Below are 17756 nucleotides of genomic sequence, written 5' to 3' on the forward strand. Positions count from 1 at the left end.
TCTGAACCCGGTGGAGGTCTCACCGGCCTCTCACCCCTGCGGGCAATCCAGTAAGAGGCCGGTCAGCTCAGTGCAAGAGCCGTCCCGTGTGCTGGGCCGCGAGCCGCACCGGCGCGTTCGCGGCGCCGTAGCCCTGGTGGCCCGGATCGCGCTGGACGAGTTCGAAGAAGACCCGGCCGACGGTCTCGGTGTAGCAGTGCCTGAAGGCGCCGCCCGCGTCCCGGTCGTAGAGGATGCCCAGGTCCCGGTAGGTCTCCAACTCGCCTTCGGCGAACTCGAATCGGGCGGCGAGGTCGTCGTGGTAGTTGCCCGGCACCCGCAGCAGCCGGCCGCCGGCCGCGCGGAAGGCGCGGGCCGCGGCCACCACGTCGTCGGTGGCCAGCGCGATGTGCGCGGCGTGCACGGTCTCGTCGGCGGGCGCGGCGCCGACGGTGAGGGCGATGCGCACGCTGCCGTCGGCGCTCGCGACGGCCCGGCTGCGCCGCAGCCCGTAGGGGTCGGCGAGGTCGACGCTCTCCTGGGCGTCCAGGCCGAGGACGCCGCGGAGGAACAGCGTCGCCTCGTCGAAGTGGTGCCAGGGCTGGGTGAGGGCGAGATGGTCGACACGGGTGCCGCGGGCGGGCTCCGGGACGTCCGGCAGGCCGGTGAAGTCGCCGCGCCAGTCGGGCAGTTGGGACTCTCCGGTGGCCAGGAGGAACAACTGCGTGCCGTCGGGTGCGGCGACCGCGTCGAGCGGGGCGTCCTCGGGGGCGCGGCGGCGGGGCAGGACGGGGGCGTGCAGGGCCTCCGCGCGGCGGGCGGCAGCGGCGGGGTCCGGGCAGGCGAGTCCGATCGCGGCGAGCCGGGTGCCCTCGCGGCGGTCGGGGGCGGCTGTGTTGACCAGGATCCGGGCCTCCCCGCGCTCCCACAGGTCGACGGGCTTGCCGCGGTGCCGGGCGGTGCGGGTGAAGCCGAGGGCCCTCAGCAGCGCGGTGACGGGCTCGGCGTCCGGCGTGCGAAGCTCGGCGAAGGCCACCGCGGTGGGGACGGCCGGCGGCGGCAGCTCGGCCGTGCCCGCGGCCTCCTGGAGCAGCAGCAGGGACCGGTGCGCGTCCACGGCGGTGGATCCGGCGTCCGCCTGCCGGTGGACGTCGTTGAAGACCTCCAGCGACAGCGGCCCCCCGTACCCGGCGTCGAGCACGTGCCGCAGCAGCCCGGCGACGTCGAGGCCGCCCTGGCCCGGGAAGCAGCGGTGATGACGGCTCCACTGGAGAACGTCCATGGCCGGCAGCGGCGCGTCGGCCAGCTGCAGGAAGAAGATCTTCTCGCCGGGTATCTCCGCGATGCCCCGGGGGTCCGAGCCCCGGGAGAGAATGTGGAAGCTGTCCAGGCAGGTGCCGAGCGCCGGGTGCCCGGCGGCCTCGACGATGCGCCACGCATGGTCGTACGTGTTCACATGCCGCCCCCAGGCCAGCGCCTCGTACGCCACCCGCACCCCGGACTCCCGTGCCAGACCGGCCAGTTCGGCCAGCTGCTCGGCGGCGAGGCCGTCGTCGTCCAGGGCGAGCGGGGAGACGCTGGAGCACACGAGCACGGTGTCGGCGCCGAGCCGCCGCATGAGGTCGAACTTGTGCCGGGCGCGCCGCAGGTTCGCCGTGAAGACCTCGTGCGGGACGGCCTCGACGTCCCGCATCGGCTGGTACAGCTCGATCCGCAGTCCGAGATCGGCGCACCGGGCGCGGATCTCCTCAGGGGTCAGGGGGCTGGCGAGGAGATCGTTCTCGAAGATCTCCACCCCGTCGAACCCGGCGCGGGCCGCGGCGGTGAGCTTCTCGGTGAGGGAGCCGCTCAGACAGACGGTGGCGATGCTGGTGCGCTTCATCCGGCCACGCTCCCCGACCGCTCCGCCCCGGCCAGCTCCTCGAAGTCGGCCAGCATCCGGGCGCTGTCCGGCTCGAGTCCCGTGAACAGCCGGAAGGCGTCGGCGGCCTGGAACACGGCCATCCCGCCCCCGGGCACAACGGCGCACCCGCGCTCCCGGGCCAGACGCACCAGCTCCGTCTCCAGCGGCCGGTACACGACCTCCGCGACCCATGACCCGGGCCGCAGCAGCTCCGCGGGAAGGGGGAGTCCGGGGTGCGCGGCCATACCCGTGGGGGTCGCGTGCACCAGGCCCCCCGCACCGTCCGCCTGCGCCAGCAGCACGGGCAGCTGATCGGGCGGGGCGGCCTCGGCCCGGCCGGGGCCGAAGTGCCGGACGAGGGACTCGGCGAGCGCGGCGGCCCGGCCCTCGAGCGCGTCGACCACGGTGACCCGCCCGGCGCCCAGCGTGAGCACGGCGTGTGCCACGGCGGCCCCCGCGCCGCCCGCGCCGAGCTGGACGACCCGCTCCAGCGGGGCGTCCGGCAGGCCGCGGGCGAAGGACGCGGCGAAGCCGGTGACGTCGGTGTTGTGCCCCACGGCCCGGCCGCCCGCGTCGAAGACGACGGTGTTGACCGCGCCGAGCGCCTCGGCCCGCGGATCGATCGCGTCCAGGTGCTCGAGGACGAGCTGCTTGCAGGGGTGGGTGACGTTCAGCCCGTCGAAGCCGAGGTCGCGGGCGGCCCGGACCAGCTCGCCGGCCGCGTGGGGTGCGATGCCGAGGACGTCGAGGTCGAGGAGCCGGTAGAGGTAGCGCAGGCCCTGCCGGTCCGCCTCCCGCTGGTGCAGGGCGGGGCTGAGCGAGGGACCTATGCCGGCCCCGACCAGCCCGACGAGATACGAGTCCTTGGCCACGCGGACCTCCCAGACGGCGCTAATGTACGAACCAGTACGTTACCTATATCAGCAGCCGGACCCGGCGAGGAAGCCCCCGGCGGCACCCGGGGCGCTGCTTCTACAATCACCGGCACCGCCCACGAGCGCTCCGCCCAGGCGTCCCCGGCCCGAAGGAAACCGATGACCAGCGCCGAAGAACCCCTGCGCCCCGGCGGGCGGACGCGCGACGCCGCCCGCACCCGGGCCGAGATCCTCGACGTGGCCACCCAGGAGTTCGCGCGGGCCGGCTACGACGGCGCCCGGGTCGACGAGATAGCGGCCCGCACCCGCACCACCAAGCGGATGATCTACTACTACTTCGGCGGCAAGGAACAGCTGTTCACGGCCGTGCTGGAGCGGGCCTACGGCGTGATCCGCGAGGCCGAGCAGCAGCTCGACGTCGAGCACCTGGATCCGGTCGCGGCGATCCGGCGCCTGGCGGAGGTGACCCTCGACCACCACGAGCAGCACCCGGACTTCATCCGCCTGGTCAGCATCGAGAACATCCACGGCGCCGAGCACATCGCGGCCTCCGGGAGACTCGGGAGGATCAGCTCCCCGGCCCTGGACGTGATCCGCCGCATCCTCGCCGCCGGACAGGAGTCCGGGCTGTTCACGGCCGACGTGGACGCGGTCGACCTGCACGCGATGATCAGCTCGTTCTGCTTCTTCCGGGTCGCCAACCGGCACACCTTCGGCGCCCTGTTCGGCCGCGACCTCGCCGACCCCGGCCGGCGCGAGCACTACCGCACCATGCTCGGCGACATGGTGATCGCCTACCTGACGGCGGAACGGGCCGGCGGCTGACGTCCGCACCCGAGGACGCCTGCGGGGACTCTTGACACGTGGGAAACACCGGCGCAACATCCCACCCACCACAACTAACTATCCAGTGGGTTAATTAGCGGCCGAGACCCGGCCCCACCCGTCGTTGCGTCCCTCCGCCGCTCACTCCCCCGCAGGGTGGAGTCCCCCCGAAGGAGCACCGCCGTGCCCGTCCCCGCACCCGCCCCCGACGCCCCTCCCGGCCAGCCCTGGAAGGCGGCGACGGCCGCCTGGATCGGCAGCGCGCTCGAGTACTACGACTTCTTCGTCTACGGCAGCGCCGCCGCACTGATCTTCCCGAAGGTGTTCTTCGACGCCTCCGACCCGGCCACCGCCACCCTGCTCTCGCTGGCCACCTTCGGCGTCGCCTACGCCGCCCGGCCGCTCGGCGCCCTGGTCCTCGGGCACGTCGGCGACCGGCTCGGCCGCAAGAAGATCATGGTGTTCACCCTGCTCCTGATGGGCCTGTCGACCTTCCTGATCGGCTGTCTGCCCACCCGCGCCCAGGCCGGTCCGCTCGCCCCCGTCCTGCTCGTGCTCTGCCGTGTCCTGCAGGGCATATCGGCGGCCGGCGAGCAGGCCGGCGCCAGTTCCATGAGCCTGGAACACGCGCCGGAACACCGGCGCGGGTTCTTCACCAGTTTCACGCTCAGCGGCACCCAGGGCGGCCAGCTCATCGCCACTGTCGTCTTCGTCCCGGTTGCCCGGCTGCCCGAGGGCCAACTGCTCTCCTGGGGCTGGCGGGTGCCGTTCTGGCTGAGCGTGGCGGTCGCCGTCGCGGGCTACGTCATCCGGCGCCGGCTGCCCGAGACCCCGGCCTTCGCGAAGCAGGCGGCCGGCGAGGGCGTGGTCCGGCTGCCGCTCGCGGTGCTGCTGCGCGAGCACTGGGCGGACGTCCTGCGGGTGATCGCGGGTGCGCTCATCGCCTCGGTCAGCACGATCTTCACGGTGTGGGCGCTGGCGTACGCCACCAGCGACGCGGTCGGCATGTCCCGTACGTCGATGCTGTGGGCGGGCGCCCTCGCCAACCTGGTGGCGCTGGCCGCGATCCCGCTGTGGGCGACGCTGTCGGACCGTATCGGGCGCCGCCCGGTGTTCCTGATCGGCGCGGTCGGCAGCGCGGCGGCGATGGCCGGCTATCTGTGGGCGATCTCCACCGGCTCCTACCCGCTGACCCTGGCCCTCGGCATCGTCGCCTTCGGTGTGCTCTACAGCGCCGCGAACGGCGTGTGGCCCGCGTTCTACGGCGAGATGTTCGCGACCCGGGTCCGGCTGTCCGGCGTGGCGATCGGCACCCAGACCGGCTTCGCGGTGGCCGGGTTCGCGGTCACCTTCGCCGCCGAGATCGCCGGCCCGGGCGGCGACGACTGGGCGGCGGTGGCCCTGTTCACGGCCGCGCTGTGCGTGCCGCCGGCCGTCGCCGCGCTCACGGCCCGCGAGACCCACACCGTCCCGGCGGAACTGCTCGGAGAGCGGACGGGCCGGCCTCCGGCGCGGACGGAGCGGGTCACCGCCTGAGACGAGACACACCCGGGCCGGGGCCGGGGCCGGGATCGTGGCCGGCCGGGGACCGGAGGCCAGAGGCCGGGGACGCTATGGGTGCGGATGGCGCGGCTCGTACAGCGCGAGTTCGCCGCCGCCCGGCAGCCGGACGGCGGTCACCCGGCCCCAACGGGCCTCCTCCACCGGACGGCTGAACTCCGCTCCCCGGTCCGCGAGTTGACGCCGGGTCGCATCCAGGTCGTCGCACATGAGCATCAGCTCGTGCGAGGGTTCACCGTCGGCGGGGTGGCAGGCCACCTCGGCGGGCGGCGCCTTGAAGATGAGCCATCCGCGGCCGGCGTCGACGTAGTTCCAGCAGAGGGTGCCGCGCAGGAACGCCCGGTCCGCCTCCGGATCCTGGCTGTAGAGCACCACATGTGCACCGTTGATCACGCGCGGAGGCTAGTGCGGCGGGCCGAGCCGGACAAGCACCTGCGCCCCGCGACCCGCCGTCCGTCCGCGTTCACCGCACGGACCGCGCTCATGCGGCCGGGGCCACCGCCGCGTCGAGCAGGGGGCCGAGTTCCGCCACGACCGTCCGCAGCGGCCGTACGTCCTTCTCGGCGCGCGCCAGGATGATCGCGCCCTCCAGGGTGCTGATCATCAGCGTGGCCAGGGCCTCGGCGCGGACCACGGGGACCCCCAGGCCTACGAGGGCCTCGGCGAGCGGCTCCCGCCAGGTGGTGAACGCCGCGGCCACCGCCTCGCGGGCCGAGCCGCCCGCCGCCGCGCACTCGACCGTGACGGCGGCCACCGGGCAGCCCCCGGCGAAGCCCTCCGCCGCGTACTCGTCGCTCCACTGCGCGACCATCGCCGCGAACAGGGCGCTCGGGCTCGGCTCGTCCAGGCTCGCGACGAAGCGCTGGATCCGCTTGCCCGCGTACCGTCCGGCCCACCCGACCGCCTCGTTGACCAGCTGTTCCTTGCCGCCCGGGAAGTAATGCTGGAGGGAGCCGCGCGGTGCGCCGGCATGGGCGGCCACCTCGCGCATACCGGTCGCGGCGACCCCGTCACGCCGGATCAGCTGGGCCGCGCTGAAGACCATCCGCTCCCGCGGGCCCCACCGTGCCCCTGCCTCACCCATCACCGGCCTCCGTTCCTCGCCCCGCCCACTCTATGACCACCGTCATAACGGCGGCTACTATGACAGCGGTCATAGACTCGCATGAGGGAAGGACGGTCCCGTGAACGTCGGCTTCATCGGACTCGGAGTGATGGGCCGGCCCATGGCACTGCGCCTGGCCTCGGCCGGCACTCCCCTCGTGGTCTGGAACCGCACGCCGGAACGCACCGCACCCCTGCGAGCCGCCGGTGCCGAAGTCGCCGCGGACGCCGGCGAGGTGTTCGCGCGGGCGGACGTGGTGCTGCTGATGCTCGCCGACGAGGCCGCGGTCGACACCGTCCTCGCCCGCGGCACACCCGCCTTCACCGCCCGCGTCGCGGGACACACCGTGGTCCACATGGGCACGACGTCCCCCGAGTACTCCCACGCCCTGGAGCACGACGTCGGCGCCGCCGGCGGCCACTACGTCGAGGCACCCGTCTCCGGATCGCGGGTCCCGGCCGAGGAGGGCCGGCTGGTCGCGCTGCTCGCCGGCGACGCGGGCACCGTGGCCGCCGTACGCCCCCTGCTCGCACCCCTGTGCCGGGAGACCTTCGCCTGCGGACCCGCCCCCGGCGCCTTGCTGATGAAACTCGCCGTCAACCTGTTCCTGATCACCCTGGTCACCGGATTGACCGAGGCCTACCACTTCGCCGAGCGACAGGGCCTGGACCGCCGCCTGTTCCTCGACGTCCTCGACGTGGGCCCCATGGCCAGCCCGGTCTCCCGGATGAAGGCGCCGAAGCTGCGCGAGCGGGACTTCACGGTGCAGGCGGCCGCTCTGGACGTCCTGAAGAACAACCGCCTCATCGCGGAGACCGCCCGCAGGGCCCACCTGGCCTCGCCTCTCCTCGACGCGTGCCACGCGCTGTTCGAGGAGACCGTGGCGCAGGGGTACGGCGGCGAGGACATGGTCGCCGTACTACGGGCGATCGAGGCACGGACGGCCGCGGGAGCGTAACGGGAGACGAGACAGTGGACCGGTAGACGGTAGACGGTAGACGGTAGACGGGAGACGACGGCGGCCAATCGCAGACGGTATGCGATACACCGCAGGCGCCATGCAGCATGCGGTATGCGGTATGCGGTAGATCCTCGACCGGCGGCGGTGGATCGCAGACTGCCGACAGTCACTCCTTCTTCGGGATCCCGTACACCCGCTCCACCCGCAGCCGTACCACCAGTCGGCGGTCGCGGACCATCGCCGCCCGGTAGTCGTCCCAGTCGGGGTGTTCGCCGAGGACGTCGCGGTAGAGCCGGATGAGTTCCTCGACCGTCTCGTCGTGCGGGTCCTGGGCGACCGGGCTCAGTTCGGCCGTGCCCTCTGCGACGGTGTACGCCCAGCGGTCGGCGCTGGTGACGTGGTAGGAGGCGCGGGGGTCGCGGCGCAGGTTGCGGGTCTTGGCGCGGTCGTCGGTGACCGAGATGCGGATGGTGCGTTCGTCGGGATAGTAGGCGTGGCTGACGTTGGACAGCTGGGGGCGGCCGTCCTGCTTGAGGGTGACCAGGATGCCGCCGTTGCCTGCGGAGAGCAGTTCGGTCAGCGCGTCGTGAGTGGAGTCGTCGGTCATAGCACCGTCAACTCGCCGTGGCGGCGCCCGCATTCCCCCGGGCCGTACGCCGGACGAGTGGTAGACACTGTCTACTCGCGCCTGGTAGACAGTGTCCATGACAGAGTCCGACAGCGGGTTGCGGGAGCGTCTGGTCGACGCGGGGGTGGAACTGCTGGCCGCCGAGGGGCTGCCGGCGCTGACCTTGCGGGAGATCGCCCGGCGTGCCGGGGTCTCGCACGGGGCGCCGCGCCGCTACTTCCCCACCCATCTGGAGCTGCTGTCCGCCATCGCGCGCCGGGGCTTCGCCGACCTGGCAGGGCAGGTGCACGGGAAGCCCGCTACCGCCGACCCCCGCACGCGGGTGGCCGTGCTGGCGCGGACGTATCTGGAGTTCGCGCTGGACAACCCCGGCATGTACGAGCTGATGTTCCGTCACGATCTCTTGGAGAGCGGGCACTTGGGGCTGCGGGAGACGAGTCTTCCGTTGTTCGAGCTGCTCGCCGGGCTGGTCGCCGAGGTGCGGCCGCAGGCCGATGCGCGACAGGCGGCGGGCGCACTGTGGGCGAACCTGCACGGGATCGCCCAGCTGTTGCGCTGGCGCAGTCTCCAACTGGCCGTCGGTGACGAGGACTTCGCTCCGCTGCTCGATGCGGCGCTGGCGGCGCATCTGGGCGCGGAGGACGGCCGGTGAACCGGCGGTGGACGCTCGCGAGCAGTGTGGCGGGAGCGGTGGCCGTCGCCCTGGACGGTACGGTCCTCACGGTCGCGCAGCCGCGTCTGCAAAGGGAGTTGGGCGCGACGTTCGCCGAGGTGCAGTGGACCAGTACGGCGTATCTGGTCGCGGTGGCGAGCCTGCTGGTGTTCGCGGGACGGCTCGGTGACCGCTACGGGCACCGGCGGGTGTTCGGGCTCGGGATGCTGGGGTTCGGGGCGGCGTCGGCGGGCATCGGTCTCGCGCCCGGTGTGGGGTGGGTGATCGGACTGCGGGCGGTGCAGGGGGTGTTCGGGGCGCTGTTGCAGCCGGCCACGCTGGGCATGCTGCGGGCCGCGTTCCCGCCTCCTGTGCTGGCGAGGCCGCTCGCCGTGCGGACGGCGGCGATCGGGCTGGCGGCGGCAACGGGGCCGCTCGTGGGCGGGGCGCTGGTGACGCATCTGGGCTGGCGGGCGGTGTTCTTCGTGAACGTGCTGCCCGCGCTCGCCTTCGGTCTGCCGGCTGTGCTGCGCCCAGGTCGGTCACCGGCCGGCGCCCGGGGCGGGCTGGACGTGCCGGGTGCGGTGCTGCTCGCGCTCACCCTGGCCTGCCTGGTGCACGCGCTGACGGCCGGGGCCGTCTCCTGGGCCGGTCTCGTGCTCGCCGGGGCCGCAGGCGCCGTCCTCGTCCGGCACGAGCGGCGTACGGCGTGTCCGCTGCTGCCGCCGGGCGTGGTCGGCTCGCGGGCGGTAGGGGCGGCGATCGGCGTCCTGGTGGCGGTGTCGGCATCCATGTTCGGCACCCTCTTCGTGGTCACGTACGTGCTCCAACGCGGCCTCGGCCTCGATCCGTTGGAGAGCGCGGTGCGCAGTCTGCCGCTGGCGGTGCTGATGGTGGGCTCCGCCGCGCTGTGCCCGGTGCTGCTGCGCCGGTTCGGGGCGCGCGGTACGACGGGGGCGGCGACGGCCGTGCTCGCGGCCGGAGTTCTGGTGCTGTCCCGGGCCGGGTCCGCGCCGGTGTTCGGCTGTGGGTTCGCGCTGCTGGGCGCCGGGTTCGGGGCGGTGATGGTGGCGGCCACCCATGTGGTCGTGACCGAGGCGGAGGCGGCCGTGGCGGGGGTCGCGGGCGGGCTCCAGCAGACCGCGCTGAACGTGGGGCCGGCCGTGGGCGTGGCCGCCGCGAGCGCGCTGCTGGGCGCCGGGACCGGGCCGGCGCTGCTCGCCTTGGCGGCCCTCGCCGGGCTGGGCGTGCCGTCGGCCCGGGCGCTGCCCGGGGCGGTCGGCGTCGCGTCGGTCACACCGGCTGCCGAAGATCACCTTCCGGACGGTGTTCCTGCGCGACGATGAGGACGGGGTGCGGGCCGGCCGGGCGGCCGCAGGGCGTCCCGCACGACGGCGACCGGAGGAGAGCGATGGCACAGCTGCTGCGACAGGAAGTCGACCCGGGTGAGGCGGGGTTGGACGGGAAAGCGCTCGACCGCCTGGACCGGTACTTCGCCGACCACGTCGACGCGGGGCGGCTGCCCGGTTTTCTGCTGGCCCTGTCCCGCGGGGGGCGCGTCGCGCACCTCACGACGTACGGGCGGCGCGATGTCGCGGCCGGTCTGCCGGTCGCGCCGGACACGCTGTGGCGGATCTACTCGATGACCAAGCCGGTCACCGCCGTCGCGGTGCTGCTGCTGGTGGAGGAGGGCCGGCTCGGCCTGGACGATCCGCTCGAGCGCCATCTGCCGGAGTTCGCCGGCCCGCGGGTGTACGAGGGCGGTTCGGGCGCCGGGGTGCGCACCCGTCCGGCCGCCGGGCCGGTCCTCCTGCGCCATCTGCTCACCCACACCGCCGGGCTGACGTTCGGCTTCTACCACACGCACCCGGTCGACGCCCTGTACCGCGCGTCGGGTCTGGAGTACTCGGTGCCACCGGGCGCCGATCTGGCCGAGACGGTCGAGGTGTACGCGCGGATGCCGCTGCAGTTCGAGCCGGGCACGCAGTGGAACTACTCGGTCGCCTCGAACGTACTGGGCCGGGTGATCGAGGTGGTGTCCGGGCAGCCGCTCGACGCGTTCTTCGCCGAGCGGATCCTCGGTCCGCTCGGCATGACCGACACGGGGTTCCACATCGCGGCCGAACAGGCGCCCCGGCTGGCCGAGTTGTACCGGGAGACGGACGAGGGCGGGATCGCGCCGGTGCCGGGGCTGCCGGTGCGCGGCCGGCCGCGGTTCCTGTCGGGCAGCGGCGGCCTGGTCTCCTCTGCGTACGACTTCCACCGGTTCATGGAGATGCTGCGCCGGGGCGGCGAACTGGACGGCGTCCGGCTGCTGTCGGCGGACGGTGTCGCGCTGATGACGCGCAACCAGCTGCCCGGCGGTGCCACCGTGCGGGCCTTCGGCGCCCCGGTCCACCAGGAGCCCGGCAACGACGGTCTCGGCTTCGGCCTGGGCGTCTCGGTGGTGGTCGACCCGTCCCGCACCCTGGCCCCGTCCAGCCTCGGTGCGTACGGCTGGACGGGCGCGGCCACGACCGCGTTCTGGGTGGACCCGGCCCACGAGCTGACGGTGCAGTTCATGACCCAGGTGCGCCCGAAGACACTGAAGGTGTTCCCGCAGCTGCGGCGGCTGGTGAGCGAGACCATGGTCGGGTGAAGTGCCGCTGAGCCGCCGGGGCGCCGGGCCGTCAGGAGCCGTGGGCGACGGCGTCCAGGTGGGGCAGGATGTGATCCAGCCGCTCGCGCTTGGTGCGCAGATAGGTGATGTTGCTCTCGCACGGCTCGATGAGCAGCGGCACCCGCTCGGCGACCTGGACGCCGTGCCGGACGAGCGCCTCCCGTTTGCGCGGGTTGTTGGACATCAGCCGTACCGAGCGCACGCCGAGGTCGCGCAGGATCTCGGCGGCGACCCGGTAGTCGCGGGCGTCGACGGGCAGGCCGAGGGCGAGGTTCGCCTCCACGGTGTCCAGGCCCTCCGCCTGCAGGGCCATCGCGCGCAGCTTGGCGAGCAGGCCGATGCCGCGTCCCTCGTGGCCCCTCAAGTACACGACGATGCCGCTTCCTTCGGCGACGACGGCGCGCAGCGCGGATGCCAGCTGGTCGCCGCACTCGCAGTGCCGGGAGCCGAACGCGTCCCCGGTCAGGCATTCGGAGTGCAGCCGGGTCAGTACGTTCTCGGTGCCGATCTCGCCGTACACCAGCGCGACTTGCTCGTCGCCGCGGTCGTGGTCCAGGTAGCCGATCGCCTGGAATTTTCCGTACACGGTGGGCAGCGGTGCATTCACGACGCGTTCCGTGCCCGATCGCCGCGCGGACTTCGTGCCCACTACGCCGATGTTGACGCCGTTGTTTTCTGTCATGATCTGTTTCCTCAAGCGAGACGAAAGGCCGTGAAAAAGATGAGTGGTTCGGGCGCGCGTGCGGCGGCACACGGGGTGATGCCGGCGGACACCACGGAAGATGTGAGGGCGCGGGGGGCGGGCGTCATGGCGCAGGTCGCCGTCCTTCCCGTCGGCAGCTTCGAACAGCACGGGCCCTTCCTTCCGCTGGCGACGGACACTCTGGTCGCCTGCGCCGTGGCGCGTGAGATCGCCGCCGCCTACCCGGTGCACCTCCTTCCTCCGGTGACGGTCTCCTGCTCGCACGAGCACGCCGGCTGGCCGGGGACCGTCAGCATCTCCGCCGTGACCCTCCATGCGGTGGTCCGGGACATCGCGGCGTCGCTGCACCGCGGCGGGGTCGATGCGCTCGTGGTGGTCAACGGGCACGGCGGCAACTACGTTCTGGGCAACGTCGTCCAGGAGGCGTCCGCGCGCGGTGAGCGAATGGGACTGTTCCCGGCCGCCGAGGACTGGGAGGCGGCGCGGGAGCGGGCGGGCGTGCGGACCTCGCTGCTCACCGACATGCATGCCGGGGAAATCGAGACCTCGATTCTTCTGCATGCTCATCCCGAATTCGTCCGCCCTGGTTACGAGTCCGCCGATTTCACCGCGGACGACCGTCGTCATCTGCTCACCGTGGGAATGTCCGGCTATACCGAATCGGGCGTCATCGGCCGTCCTTCCCTGGGGTCGGCGGAAAAAGGGAAGGAACTGCTGTCGGGCCTGGTGGAATCCTTCTCGGCGGTGTTCGCGCTGCTCACCGGGTCCGACGGCGCCGGGGACGTACGGGGATAGCCGCGCAGCCCGGCGCCCCAGCGGGCGAGGAGCACGACGGCGCCGGGCAGGCTCGCCACGAAGCTGAGCACGCCGTACACCACGGCGACGGCGATCCCGCTGCTCGCGCCGAGCTGCGCGGCGCCGAACGCCCAGGCGGTGACGCCTTCGCGGGGGCCGAAACCGCCGACGTTCAGCGGCACGCCCATCGCGACCAGGGCGAGGACCGCGAGCGGGACCAGCACCGTGACCGGGGCGGCGCAGCCGGTGACCCGGGCGGCGACGACGAACGTCGCCAGGTGTCCGGCCAGGATGACGGCGGAGGCCAGCGCGACTCTGGGCCCGGAGTGCCGGGACAGCAGCCCGTGGCGGGCCTCGCCGAGGAGGGTGCGCAGCGGGCCGCGGCGGCGGGCGGGCCCGCGGTTCATCCGGACGGCGGCGACGACGGCGGACGTTCCCACGGCGGCCAGGGCGGCGAGCGGGGCGAAGTCGCGCACCTGGCCGCGCACCGGTGAGGGCAGGACCAGCAGTGCCGCCGCGCCGAACACGGCCAGCGCGATCTGTCCCGCGACGCGCTCGAGGACCACCGCCTTCACCGCGCGCCGCAGGTCGCCGGCGCTCTGCCCGTGCCGGACCGCCCGGTGCACATCGCCCAGGACCCCGCCGGGCAGCGCAGCGTTCAGGAACAGCGCGCGGTAGTAGTCGGCGACGGCGGATCCCAGCGGCAGCCGGATCCCCAGCCCCCGGGCCACCAGCTGCCAGCGCCAGGCACTCAGCACGGTGGTGACCCCACCGATGCCGAGGGCGGCGAGGAGTGACGCGGTGTCGATACGCCGCAGCCCGTCGAGCAGCGCGCCGGTGCCCAGCCGCCACAGCAGCGCGCCGAGAATGGCCGCACCGACGACGGTCCCGAGGTGAGCACGCAGAGTACGAGGGCCGCGGCGGCGGGAGGCAGGGGTCCGCGGTGACGCGGCCTCGGGAGCGGTGTCGGGGCCGTCAACTCCCGTGGCGCGGACCGGAACCGACGCCGCCGTGCCGACCGCGCCGGGCACCTGCACCGTACCCGCATCGCCCACGGCACCCACTGCACCCACTGCACCCACTGCACCCACGCGCGAGCGTCCCGTGCCGGAACGCGTCTCGGCTGCGCACACATCGGCGCCCGTGGTCCGCGATCCCCGCTCCGCTGCTGTCGTACGCCCCGTCATGGTGTGCCGCCGGTCGGCCGGGGCAGGGCCAGCAGATCGCTGTGGTGGACCACCACCCGCAGTTCGCCGGCCGCGCAGGCGGCGAGGCGGTCGCGCAGGTAGCGTGCGGCACGTTCACGCAGTTCGGGCCGTTGTTCCACGGCCGCTCCCACCCAGCCGCGCAGCCACTGTTCGCTCAGCGCGGCCTGCTCGGGGCCGAGCCGCCACGGGCTCGGGTGCACCCGTACCGTCGCCCCGCGCGCGGCGAACGCCTCGCAGGCCGCGGTGACCGCGTCCGGGCCGAGCAGTCCGGTGCGCCGCTGGTGGTCGTTGAACGCCTCGGCGATCTCGGCGTCGAGCGGGTCGGCAGGGGTGAGTTCGACGTGTCCGGCGACGGACAGCGTGAGCAGTGCGGGGCAGCCGGCCCCGGTGCACGCGTCGACGAGGGTGCCGACCTCTTCGCGGGTGAGGACGTCGAGCAGCGCGGAGGCGGTGACCAGCGAGGCGCCGCGGAGCGCGTCCGCGGTCAGCCGGGCCACGTCGCCGCGCCGGGTCTCGACGGTGACACGGCTGCCGTCGGCGGCGGAGCGCGGGGAGGCCACGGCGGCGAAGTGCAGCAGGTAGGGGTCGCGGTCGTGCAGGACCCAGTGCTGGGCGCCGTCGAGGCGGGGCGCGAGCCAGCGGCCCATCGAGCCGGTGCCGCACCCCAGGTCGTGCACGGCCAGTCCGCCGGTGCGGCCCGGCATGTTCGCCAGCCGGATCCTGAGCGGATCCAGCAGGTCCTGTGCACGGGCGGCCGTGTCGGCCGGTTCCCGCAGCTGCAGCCATTCGGGGGCGTACCGGGGCGGTTCGTCGGAGCCGGGGGCGGGGTCAGGGGCGGGGTCGCCGCCGTCGCGCAGCCGTACGGTGGCCCGCTCCCCGGGACGCCCGACGGGCCCGGCGCCGGCGACGACCGAGAGCACCGAGTCGGCGGCGGCCGCGGGACCCCCGCCCCGGACGGCATCCGCAACGGCCGGGGCGGCGCCGAGCGTTCCTGCGCGCGGGCCGTCCACGCCGGCGTGCGAAGCGTCCCGGTCCGCGGTGTCCCGGGCGGGCTCCGGGACGTCCTCGTTCTCGCTCACCGGCATCAACTCCGCCTTCCTGTACCCGGGTTGGGCCGGGATCGCGGCGGCGCCGTTCGTCACGGTGTCGCGCCTGGTCATGCCACCCTCCTCGGGGCCTCGGGGAGCCGGCCGAGGACAGCGGCCAGGCTGCGGGCGGTGGTGGCCCAGCCGTCGAGCGCGGCGCGGCGGGCGCGGGCGGCGGCCTTGAGCCGGCGGCGTACGTCTGGCTCGCCGAACCAGCCGCGCAGTTCCGCGGCGAATGCGGCGGGGTCCTCCGGCGGGACGAGGATGCCGGGCACACCGCCGTCGGGGGCGCGGCCGACGGCCTCCGGTACGCCGCCGACGTCGGTGGCGAGGACGGGGATGCCGCGGGCCAGTGCCTCGGTCACCGCCATGCCGTAGGTCTCGGCGTAGGAGGTCAGGACCATCAGGTCGGCGGCGGCGTAGACGGCGTCGAGGTCGGCGCCGGAGCGCGGGCCGGTCAGGTGCAGGCGGTCGGTGAGGCCGTGGCGGGCGATGAGGGTGCGCAGCCGGGCGACGTACTCCGGGTCCTGGCCCAGTCCGCCGACGCACTCGCAGGTCCACGGCAGGTCCCGGACCGCCGCGAGCGCCTCCACCAGCCGGTGCTGGCCCTTGCGCGGGGTCACCGCGGCCACGCACAGCAGCCGGGAGACGCCGTCGGTGCCGGGGGCGAGGGGCGCGATGTCGGCGCCGGGCGCGGCGACGTGCACCCGTTCGGGGGCGAGGCCGTGGTGGGAGACGAGCCGGCGCACGGCCCAGTCGCTGGTCGCGATCACGGCGGGCGCCGCCCGCAGCACGGCCCGTTCACGGGCGTCGAGGCCGGCGGCGACGGCCGGGGCGAGGCCGGTCTCGTCACCGAGCGGGAGATGGACCAGGACGGCCAGGCGCAGGCGGTCGGCGTGCGGGGTGACGATGTCCGGGACACCGCAGGCGACGAGCCCGTCCAGCAGCACCACCGCGTCGTCCGGCAGGTCCCGCAGGGTGCGCTCGAGCCGGTCGCGGGCGGCCCGGTCGGGGCGCGGCCAGGTGCCGGGTGCGGGGTGCCGGGTGACCTGCCAGCCGAAGCCGGGCAGGTCCAGGCAGACCCGGCGGTCGTAGGCGTTGCCGCCGCTGGGCGCGGCCGGGTCGTCGATGCCGCCCGGCAGGACGAAGTGCACGGTGCGCAGGGACATGGGGGTGTCTTTGACCTTCTCGGCGGCGGGCTGCGCCGGCACATAGGACAGGCGGGCCCGCGGCGTGGTCGTCGTCTCGGTCACAGGCCACGCTCGTAACTCGCCCAGGCGATGTGCGATTCGTGCAGGGTGACCGTTATCCCGGCGAGCCCCTTGGCGCCTTCGCCGAGGGCGCCCTTGTGGATGCGTTCGGCGAGCCGGTCGGCGATCACCTTGGCGAGGAACTCCGTGGAGGTGTTGACGCCGGCGAACTCCGGTTCCTCGTCGAGGTTGCGGTAGTTCAGCTCGGCGGTGATCAGCCGCAGTTCCTGCGTGGCCAGGCCGATGTCGACCACGATGTTGTCCTGGTCCAGCTGCTCGCGGCGGAACGTGGCGTCCACGAGGAAGGTGGCGCCGTGCAGTTTCTGCGCGGGCCCGAACACCTCGCCGCGGAAGCTGTGGGCGATCATGATGTGATCGCGGACGGTGATGCTGAACAACGGACGACCCTCCAGGTGCGGCGCGTCTTCTCCCCCGGACCGTGCCTGCCCGGGGATGACGTGTAGTACGGCTCTTCGCTTCCCCGTGTTCAGTCCTCTCTCACTCTTTTCTCAGGTCAGACCGCCTCGGCGTACCGGATCCGGTGACACAGGGCCGGGATCTCGCCCGAGGCGAGCCTCGGCATGACGTCGGGGAGTTGCCCGAATGCGCTCTCGCCGGTGATGAGCGCGTCCAGGGCCGGGTCGGCGAGCAGGTCGAGGGCGAGGGCCATCCGGTCGGCGTAATCGCGGCCGGCGCGGGCGGCCGGGGAGACGGTGCCGACCTGGCTGCTGCGCACGGTGAGCCGGCGGGAGTGGAAGGCCTCGCCGAGCGGCAGGGTCACGCGCCGGTCGCCGTACCAGCTCAGTTCGACGACCGTGCCCTCGGCGGCGAGGAGCTGCAGGGCGCGGGTGAGGCCGGCTTCGGTGGCGCTGGCGTGGACGACGAGGTCGCAGTCGCCGCGGGCGTCGGCGGGTGTGGCGAAGTCGACGCCGAGCGCCTCGGCGGTCTTGGCGCGGGCGGGGTCGGCGTCGACGAGCTGGAGGCGGACGCCGGGGAAGCGGGCGAGCAGGGCGGCCACCGAGCAGCCGACCATGCCGCCGCCGACCACCGCGATCCGGTCGCCGATCAGGGGCGCGGCGTCCCACAGGGCGTTCACGGCGGTCTCCACGGTCCCGGCGAGCACGGCCCGCGCGGCGGGCACCGACTCGGGTACGACGGTCACGGCGTTCACCGGAACGACGTAACGGCTCTGATGCGGATACAGGCAGAAGACCGTACGTCCGATCAGCTCGGCCGGGCCCTCCTCCACCGTGCCGACGTTGAGGTAGCCGTACTTCACCGGGCCCGGGAAGTCGCCCTCCTGGAACGGCGCCCGCATCGCGGCGTGTTGGCTGCCGGGGACCTGGCCGCGGAAGACGAGCGTCTCGGTGCCGCGGCTCACCCCGGAGTACAGGGCACGCACCAGGACCTCGCCCTCGGCGGGCTCCGCGAGGGTGATGTCGCGCAGTTCCCCGTGGCCGGGGCTGCGCAGCCAGAACGCGCGGGCCGAGCGGTTCATCGGCATCCTCCTGAACAGTAGGCAAGTTGTTCACGTACCGAGAAGTGCACAGGCCGCGCACAGTACGCGG

At 73.7% G+C, this 17756-nt stretch carries 17 protein-coding genes and 1 pseudogene; 7 read left to right on the forward strand and 11 right to left on the reverse strand.

The genetic code is table 11. The annotated features are described in order from the left end of the window. Positions 1 to 67: 67 nt before the first annotated feature. Together A6P39_RS09240 and A6P39_RS09245 are read right to left on the reverse strand one after the other, a co-directional pair. Positions 68 to 1861 carry a sugar phosphate isomerase/epimerase and 4-hydroxyphenylpyruvate domain-containing protein gene (locus A6P39_RS09240; protein ID WP_067053991.1) on the reverse strand — a complete coding sequence of 598 codons (1794 nt, stop codon included), beginning with the start codon at positions 1859 to 1861 and terminating at the stop codon, positions 68 to 70. After that, the gene (locus A6P39_RS09245; protein WP_067053992.1) at positions 1858 to 2754 is read right to left on the reverse strand and encodes a shikimate dehydrogenase; all 897 of its coding nucleotides are present in this window, start codon (positions 2752 to 2754) and stop codon (positions 1858 to 1860) included. The genes A6P39_RS09240 and A6P39_RS09245 overlap by 4 nt, the downstream gene beginning before the upstream one ends. A gap of 162 nt (positions 2755 to 2916) precedes the next feature. Here A6P39_RS09245 and A6P39_RS09250 point away from each other — a divergent pair, with 162 nt between their 5' ends. Both A6P39_RS09250 and A6P39_RS09255 read left to right on the forward strand, forming a co-directional pair. Further along, positions 2917 to 3582 (forward strand): TetR family transcriptional regulator, encoded by a 666-nt coding sequence (locus A6P39_RS09250; protein ID WP_067053993.1) that lies wholly within the window; start codon positions 2917 to 2919, stop codon positions 3580 to 3582. A gap of 183 nt (positions 3583 to 3765) precedes the next feature. Further along, positions 3766 to 5118 (forward strand): MFS transporter, encoded by a 1353-nt coding sequence (locus tag A6P39_RS09255; protein WP_067053994.1) that lies wholly within the window; start codon positions 3766 to 3768, stop codon positions 5116 to 5118. Between the two features lie 75 nt (positions 5119 to 5193). Here the strand turns inward: A6P39_RS09255 and A6P39_RS09260 are convergent, their stop codons facing one another. Further along, positions 5194 to 5535, reverse strand: a complete 342-nt coding sequence (locus tag A6P39_RS09260; RefSeq protein ID WP_067053996.1) for a VOC family protein — start codon at positions 5533 to 5535, stop codon at positions 5194 to 5196. Positions 5536 to 5623: 88 nt separating this feature from the next. Further along, positions 5624 to 6226 carry a TetR/AcrR family transcriptional regulator gene (locus tag A6P39_RS09265; protein ID WP_067053997.1) on the reverse strand — a complete coding sequence of 201 codons (603 nt, stop codon included), beginning with the start codon at positions 6224 to 6226 and terminating at the stop codon, positions 5624 to 5626. A gap of 100 nt (positions 6227 to 6326) precedes the next feature. On the opposite strand from A6P39_RS09265, the gene A6P39_RS09270 reads away from it, so the two are divergent. Further along, positions 6327 to 7205 (forward strand): NAD(P)-dependent oxidoreductase, encoded by an 879-nt coding sequence (locus A6P39_RS09270; RefSeq protein ID WP_067053998.1) that lies wholly within the window; start codon positions 6327 to 6329, stop codon positions 7203 to 7205. A gap of 169 nt (positions 7206 to 7374) precedes the next feature. On the opposite strand, the gene A6P39_RS09275 is transcribed toward A6P39_RS09270, so the two are convergent. Further along, positions 7375 to 7815 (reverse strand): PPOX class F420-dependent oxidoreductase, encoded by a 441-nt coding sequence (locus A6P39_RS09275; protein WP_067053999.1) that lies wholly within the window; start codon positions 7813 to 7815, stop codon positions 7375 to 7377. A 97-nt stretch (positions 7816 to 7912) separates the two neighbouring features. On the opposite strand from A6P39_RS09275, the gene A6P39_RS09280 reads away from it, so the two are divergent. The 3 genes from A6P39_RS09280 to A6P39_RS09290 all read left to right on the forward strand — a co-directional run bounded on the left by A6P39_RS09280 (position 7913) and on the right by A6P39_RS09290 (position 11126). Further along, entirely contained in the window at positions 7913 to 8488 is a 576-nt protein-coding gene (locus A6P39_RS09280) for a TetR/AcrR family transcriptional regulator (RefSeq protein ID WP_067054001.1), read from the forward strand. After that, complete coding sequence (locus tag A6P39_RS09285; RefSeq protein WP_067054003.1) at positions 8485 to 9834, forward strand: MFS transporter; 1350 nt, start codon at positions 8485 to 8487, stop codon at positions 9832 to 9834. Before A6P39_RS09280 ends, A6P39_RS09285 begins: the two co-directional genes overlap by 4 nt. A 65-nt stretch (positions 9835 to 9899) precedes the next feature. After that, the gene (locus A6P39_RS09290) at positions 9900 to 11126 is read left to right on the forward strand and encodes a serine hydrolase domain-containing protein (protein ID WP_067054005.1); all 1227 of its coding nucleotides are present in this window, start codon (positions 9900 to 9902) and stop codon (positions 11124 to 11126) included. A 31-nt stretch (positions 11127 to 11157) separates the two neighbouring features. Here A6P39_RS09290 and ribA read toward each other — a convergent pair whose 3' ends face one another. Continuing rightward, positions 11158 to 11829 (reverse strand): GTP cyclohydrolase II, encoded by a 672-nt coding sequence (ribA, locus tag A6P39_RS09295; RefSeq protein ID WP_067054006.1) that lies wholly within the window; start codon positions 11827 to 11829, stop codon positions 11158 to 11160. A 39-nt stretch (positions 11830 to 11868) separates the two neighbouring features. Between ribA and A6P39_RS09300 the strand changes: the two genes are divergently transcribed. Then, the gene (locus A6P39_RS09300; protein WP_079133728.1) at positions 11869 to 12645 is read left to right on the forward strand and encodes a creatininase family protein; all 777 of its coding nucleotides are present in this window, start codon (positions 11869 to 11871) and stop codon (positions 12643 to 12645) included. Positions 12646 to 12698: 53 nt separating this feature from the next. Here A6P39_RS09300 and A6P39_RS09305 read toward each other — a convergent pair. The 5 genes and pseudogenes from A6P39_RS09305 to A6P39_RS09325 all read right to left on the reverse strand — a co-directional run. Continuing rightward, positions 12699 to 13832: pseudogene (locus tag A6P39_RS09305) on the reverse strand (lysylphosphatidylglycerol synthase transmembrane domain-containing protein); the annotation flags it as partial. Next, complete coding sequence (locus A6P39_RS09310; protein WP_443053058.1) at positions 13829 to 14938, reverse strand: trans-aconitate methyltransferase; 1110 nt, start codon at positions 14936 to 14938, stop codon at positions 13829 to 13831. The gene A6P39_RS09310 and the pseudogene A6P39_RS09305, both read right to left, overlap by 4 nt. A gap of 71 nt (positions 14939 to 15009) precedes the next feature. After that, positions 15010 to 16191: a glycosyltransferase family 4 protein gene (locus A6P39_RS09315; RefSeq protein WP_067054008.1), complete on the reverse strand. Its 1182-nt coding sequence runs from the start codon at positions 16189 to 16191 to the stop codon at positions 15010 to 15012. After that, positions 16188 to 16586 (reverse strand): 6-pyruvoyl trahydropterin synthase family protein, encoded by a 399-nt coding sequence (locus A6P39_RS09320; protein ID WP_067054010.1) that lies wholly within the window; start codon positions 16584 to 16586, stop codon positions 16188 to 16190. Before A6P39_RS09320 ends, A6P39_RS09315 begins: the two co-directional genes overlap by 4 nt. 116 nt (positions 16587 to 16702) lie before the next feature. Next, positions 16703 to 17686, reverse strand: a complete 984-nt coding sequence (locus A6P39_RS09325; RefSeq protein ID WP_275883835.1) for a zinc-dependent alcohol dehydrogenase — start codon at positions 17684 to 17686, stop codon at positions 16703 to 16705. Positions 17687 to 17756: the final 70 nt, after the last annotated feature.

The organism is Streptomyces sp. FXJ1.172 (assembly GCF_001636945.3).
Lineage (GTDB): Bacteria > Actinomycetota > Actinomycetes > Streptomycetales > Streptomycetaceae > Streptomyces.

Coding starts and splice junctions, on each gene's coding strand:
- A6P39_RS09240 (WP_067053991.1), bottom strand. CDS start 1,861: ATGAAGCGCACCAGCATCGCCACCGTCTGTCTGAGCGGCTCCCTCACC.
- A6P39_RS09250 (WP_067053993.1), top strand. CDS start 2,917: ATGACCAGCGCCGAAGAACCCCTGCGCCCCGGCGGGCGGACGCGCGAC.
- A6P39_RS09265 (WP_067053997.1), bottom strand. CDS start 6,226: ATGGGTGAGGCAGGGGCACGGTGGGGCCCGCGGGAGCGGATGGTCTTC.
- A6P39_RS09275 (WP_067053999.1), bottom strand. CDS start 7,815: ATGACCGACGACTCCACTCACGACGCGCTGACCGAACTGCTCTCCGCA.
- A6P39_RS09280 (WP_067054001.1), top strand. CDS start 7,913: ATGACAGAGTCCGACAGCGGGTTGCGGGAGCGTCTGGTCGACGCGGGG.
- A6P39_RS09290 (WP_067054005.1), top strand. CDS start 9,900: ATGGCACAGCTGCTGCGACAGGAAGTCGACCCGGGTGAGGCGGGGTTG.
- ribA (WP_067054006.1), bottom strand. CDS start 11,829: ATGACAGAAAACAACGGCGTCAACATCGGCGTAGTGGGCACGAAGTCC.
- A6P39_RS09300 (WP_079133728.1), top strand. CDS start 11,869: ATGAGTGGTTCGGGCGCGCGTGCGGCGGCACACGGGGTGATGCCGGCG.
- A6P39_RS09310 (WP_443053058.1), bottom strand. CDS start 14,938: ATGCCGGTGAGCGAGAACGAGGACGTCCCGGAGCCCGCCCGGGACACC.
- A6P39_RS09325 (WP_275883835.1), bottom strand. CDS start 17,686: ATGAACCGCTCGGCCCGCGCGTTCTGGCTGCGCAGCCCCGGCCACGGG.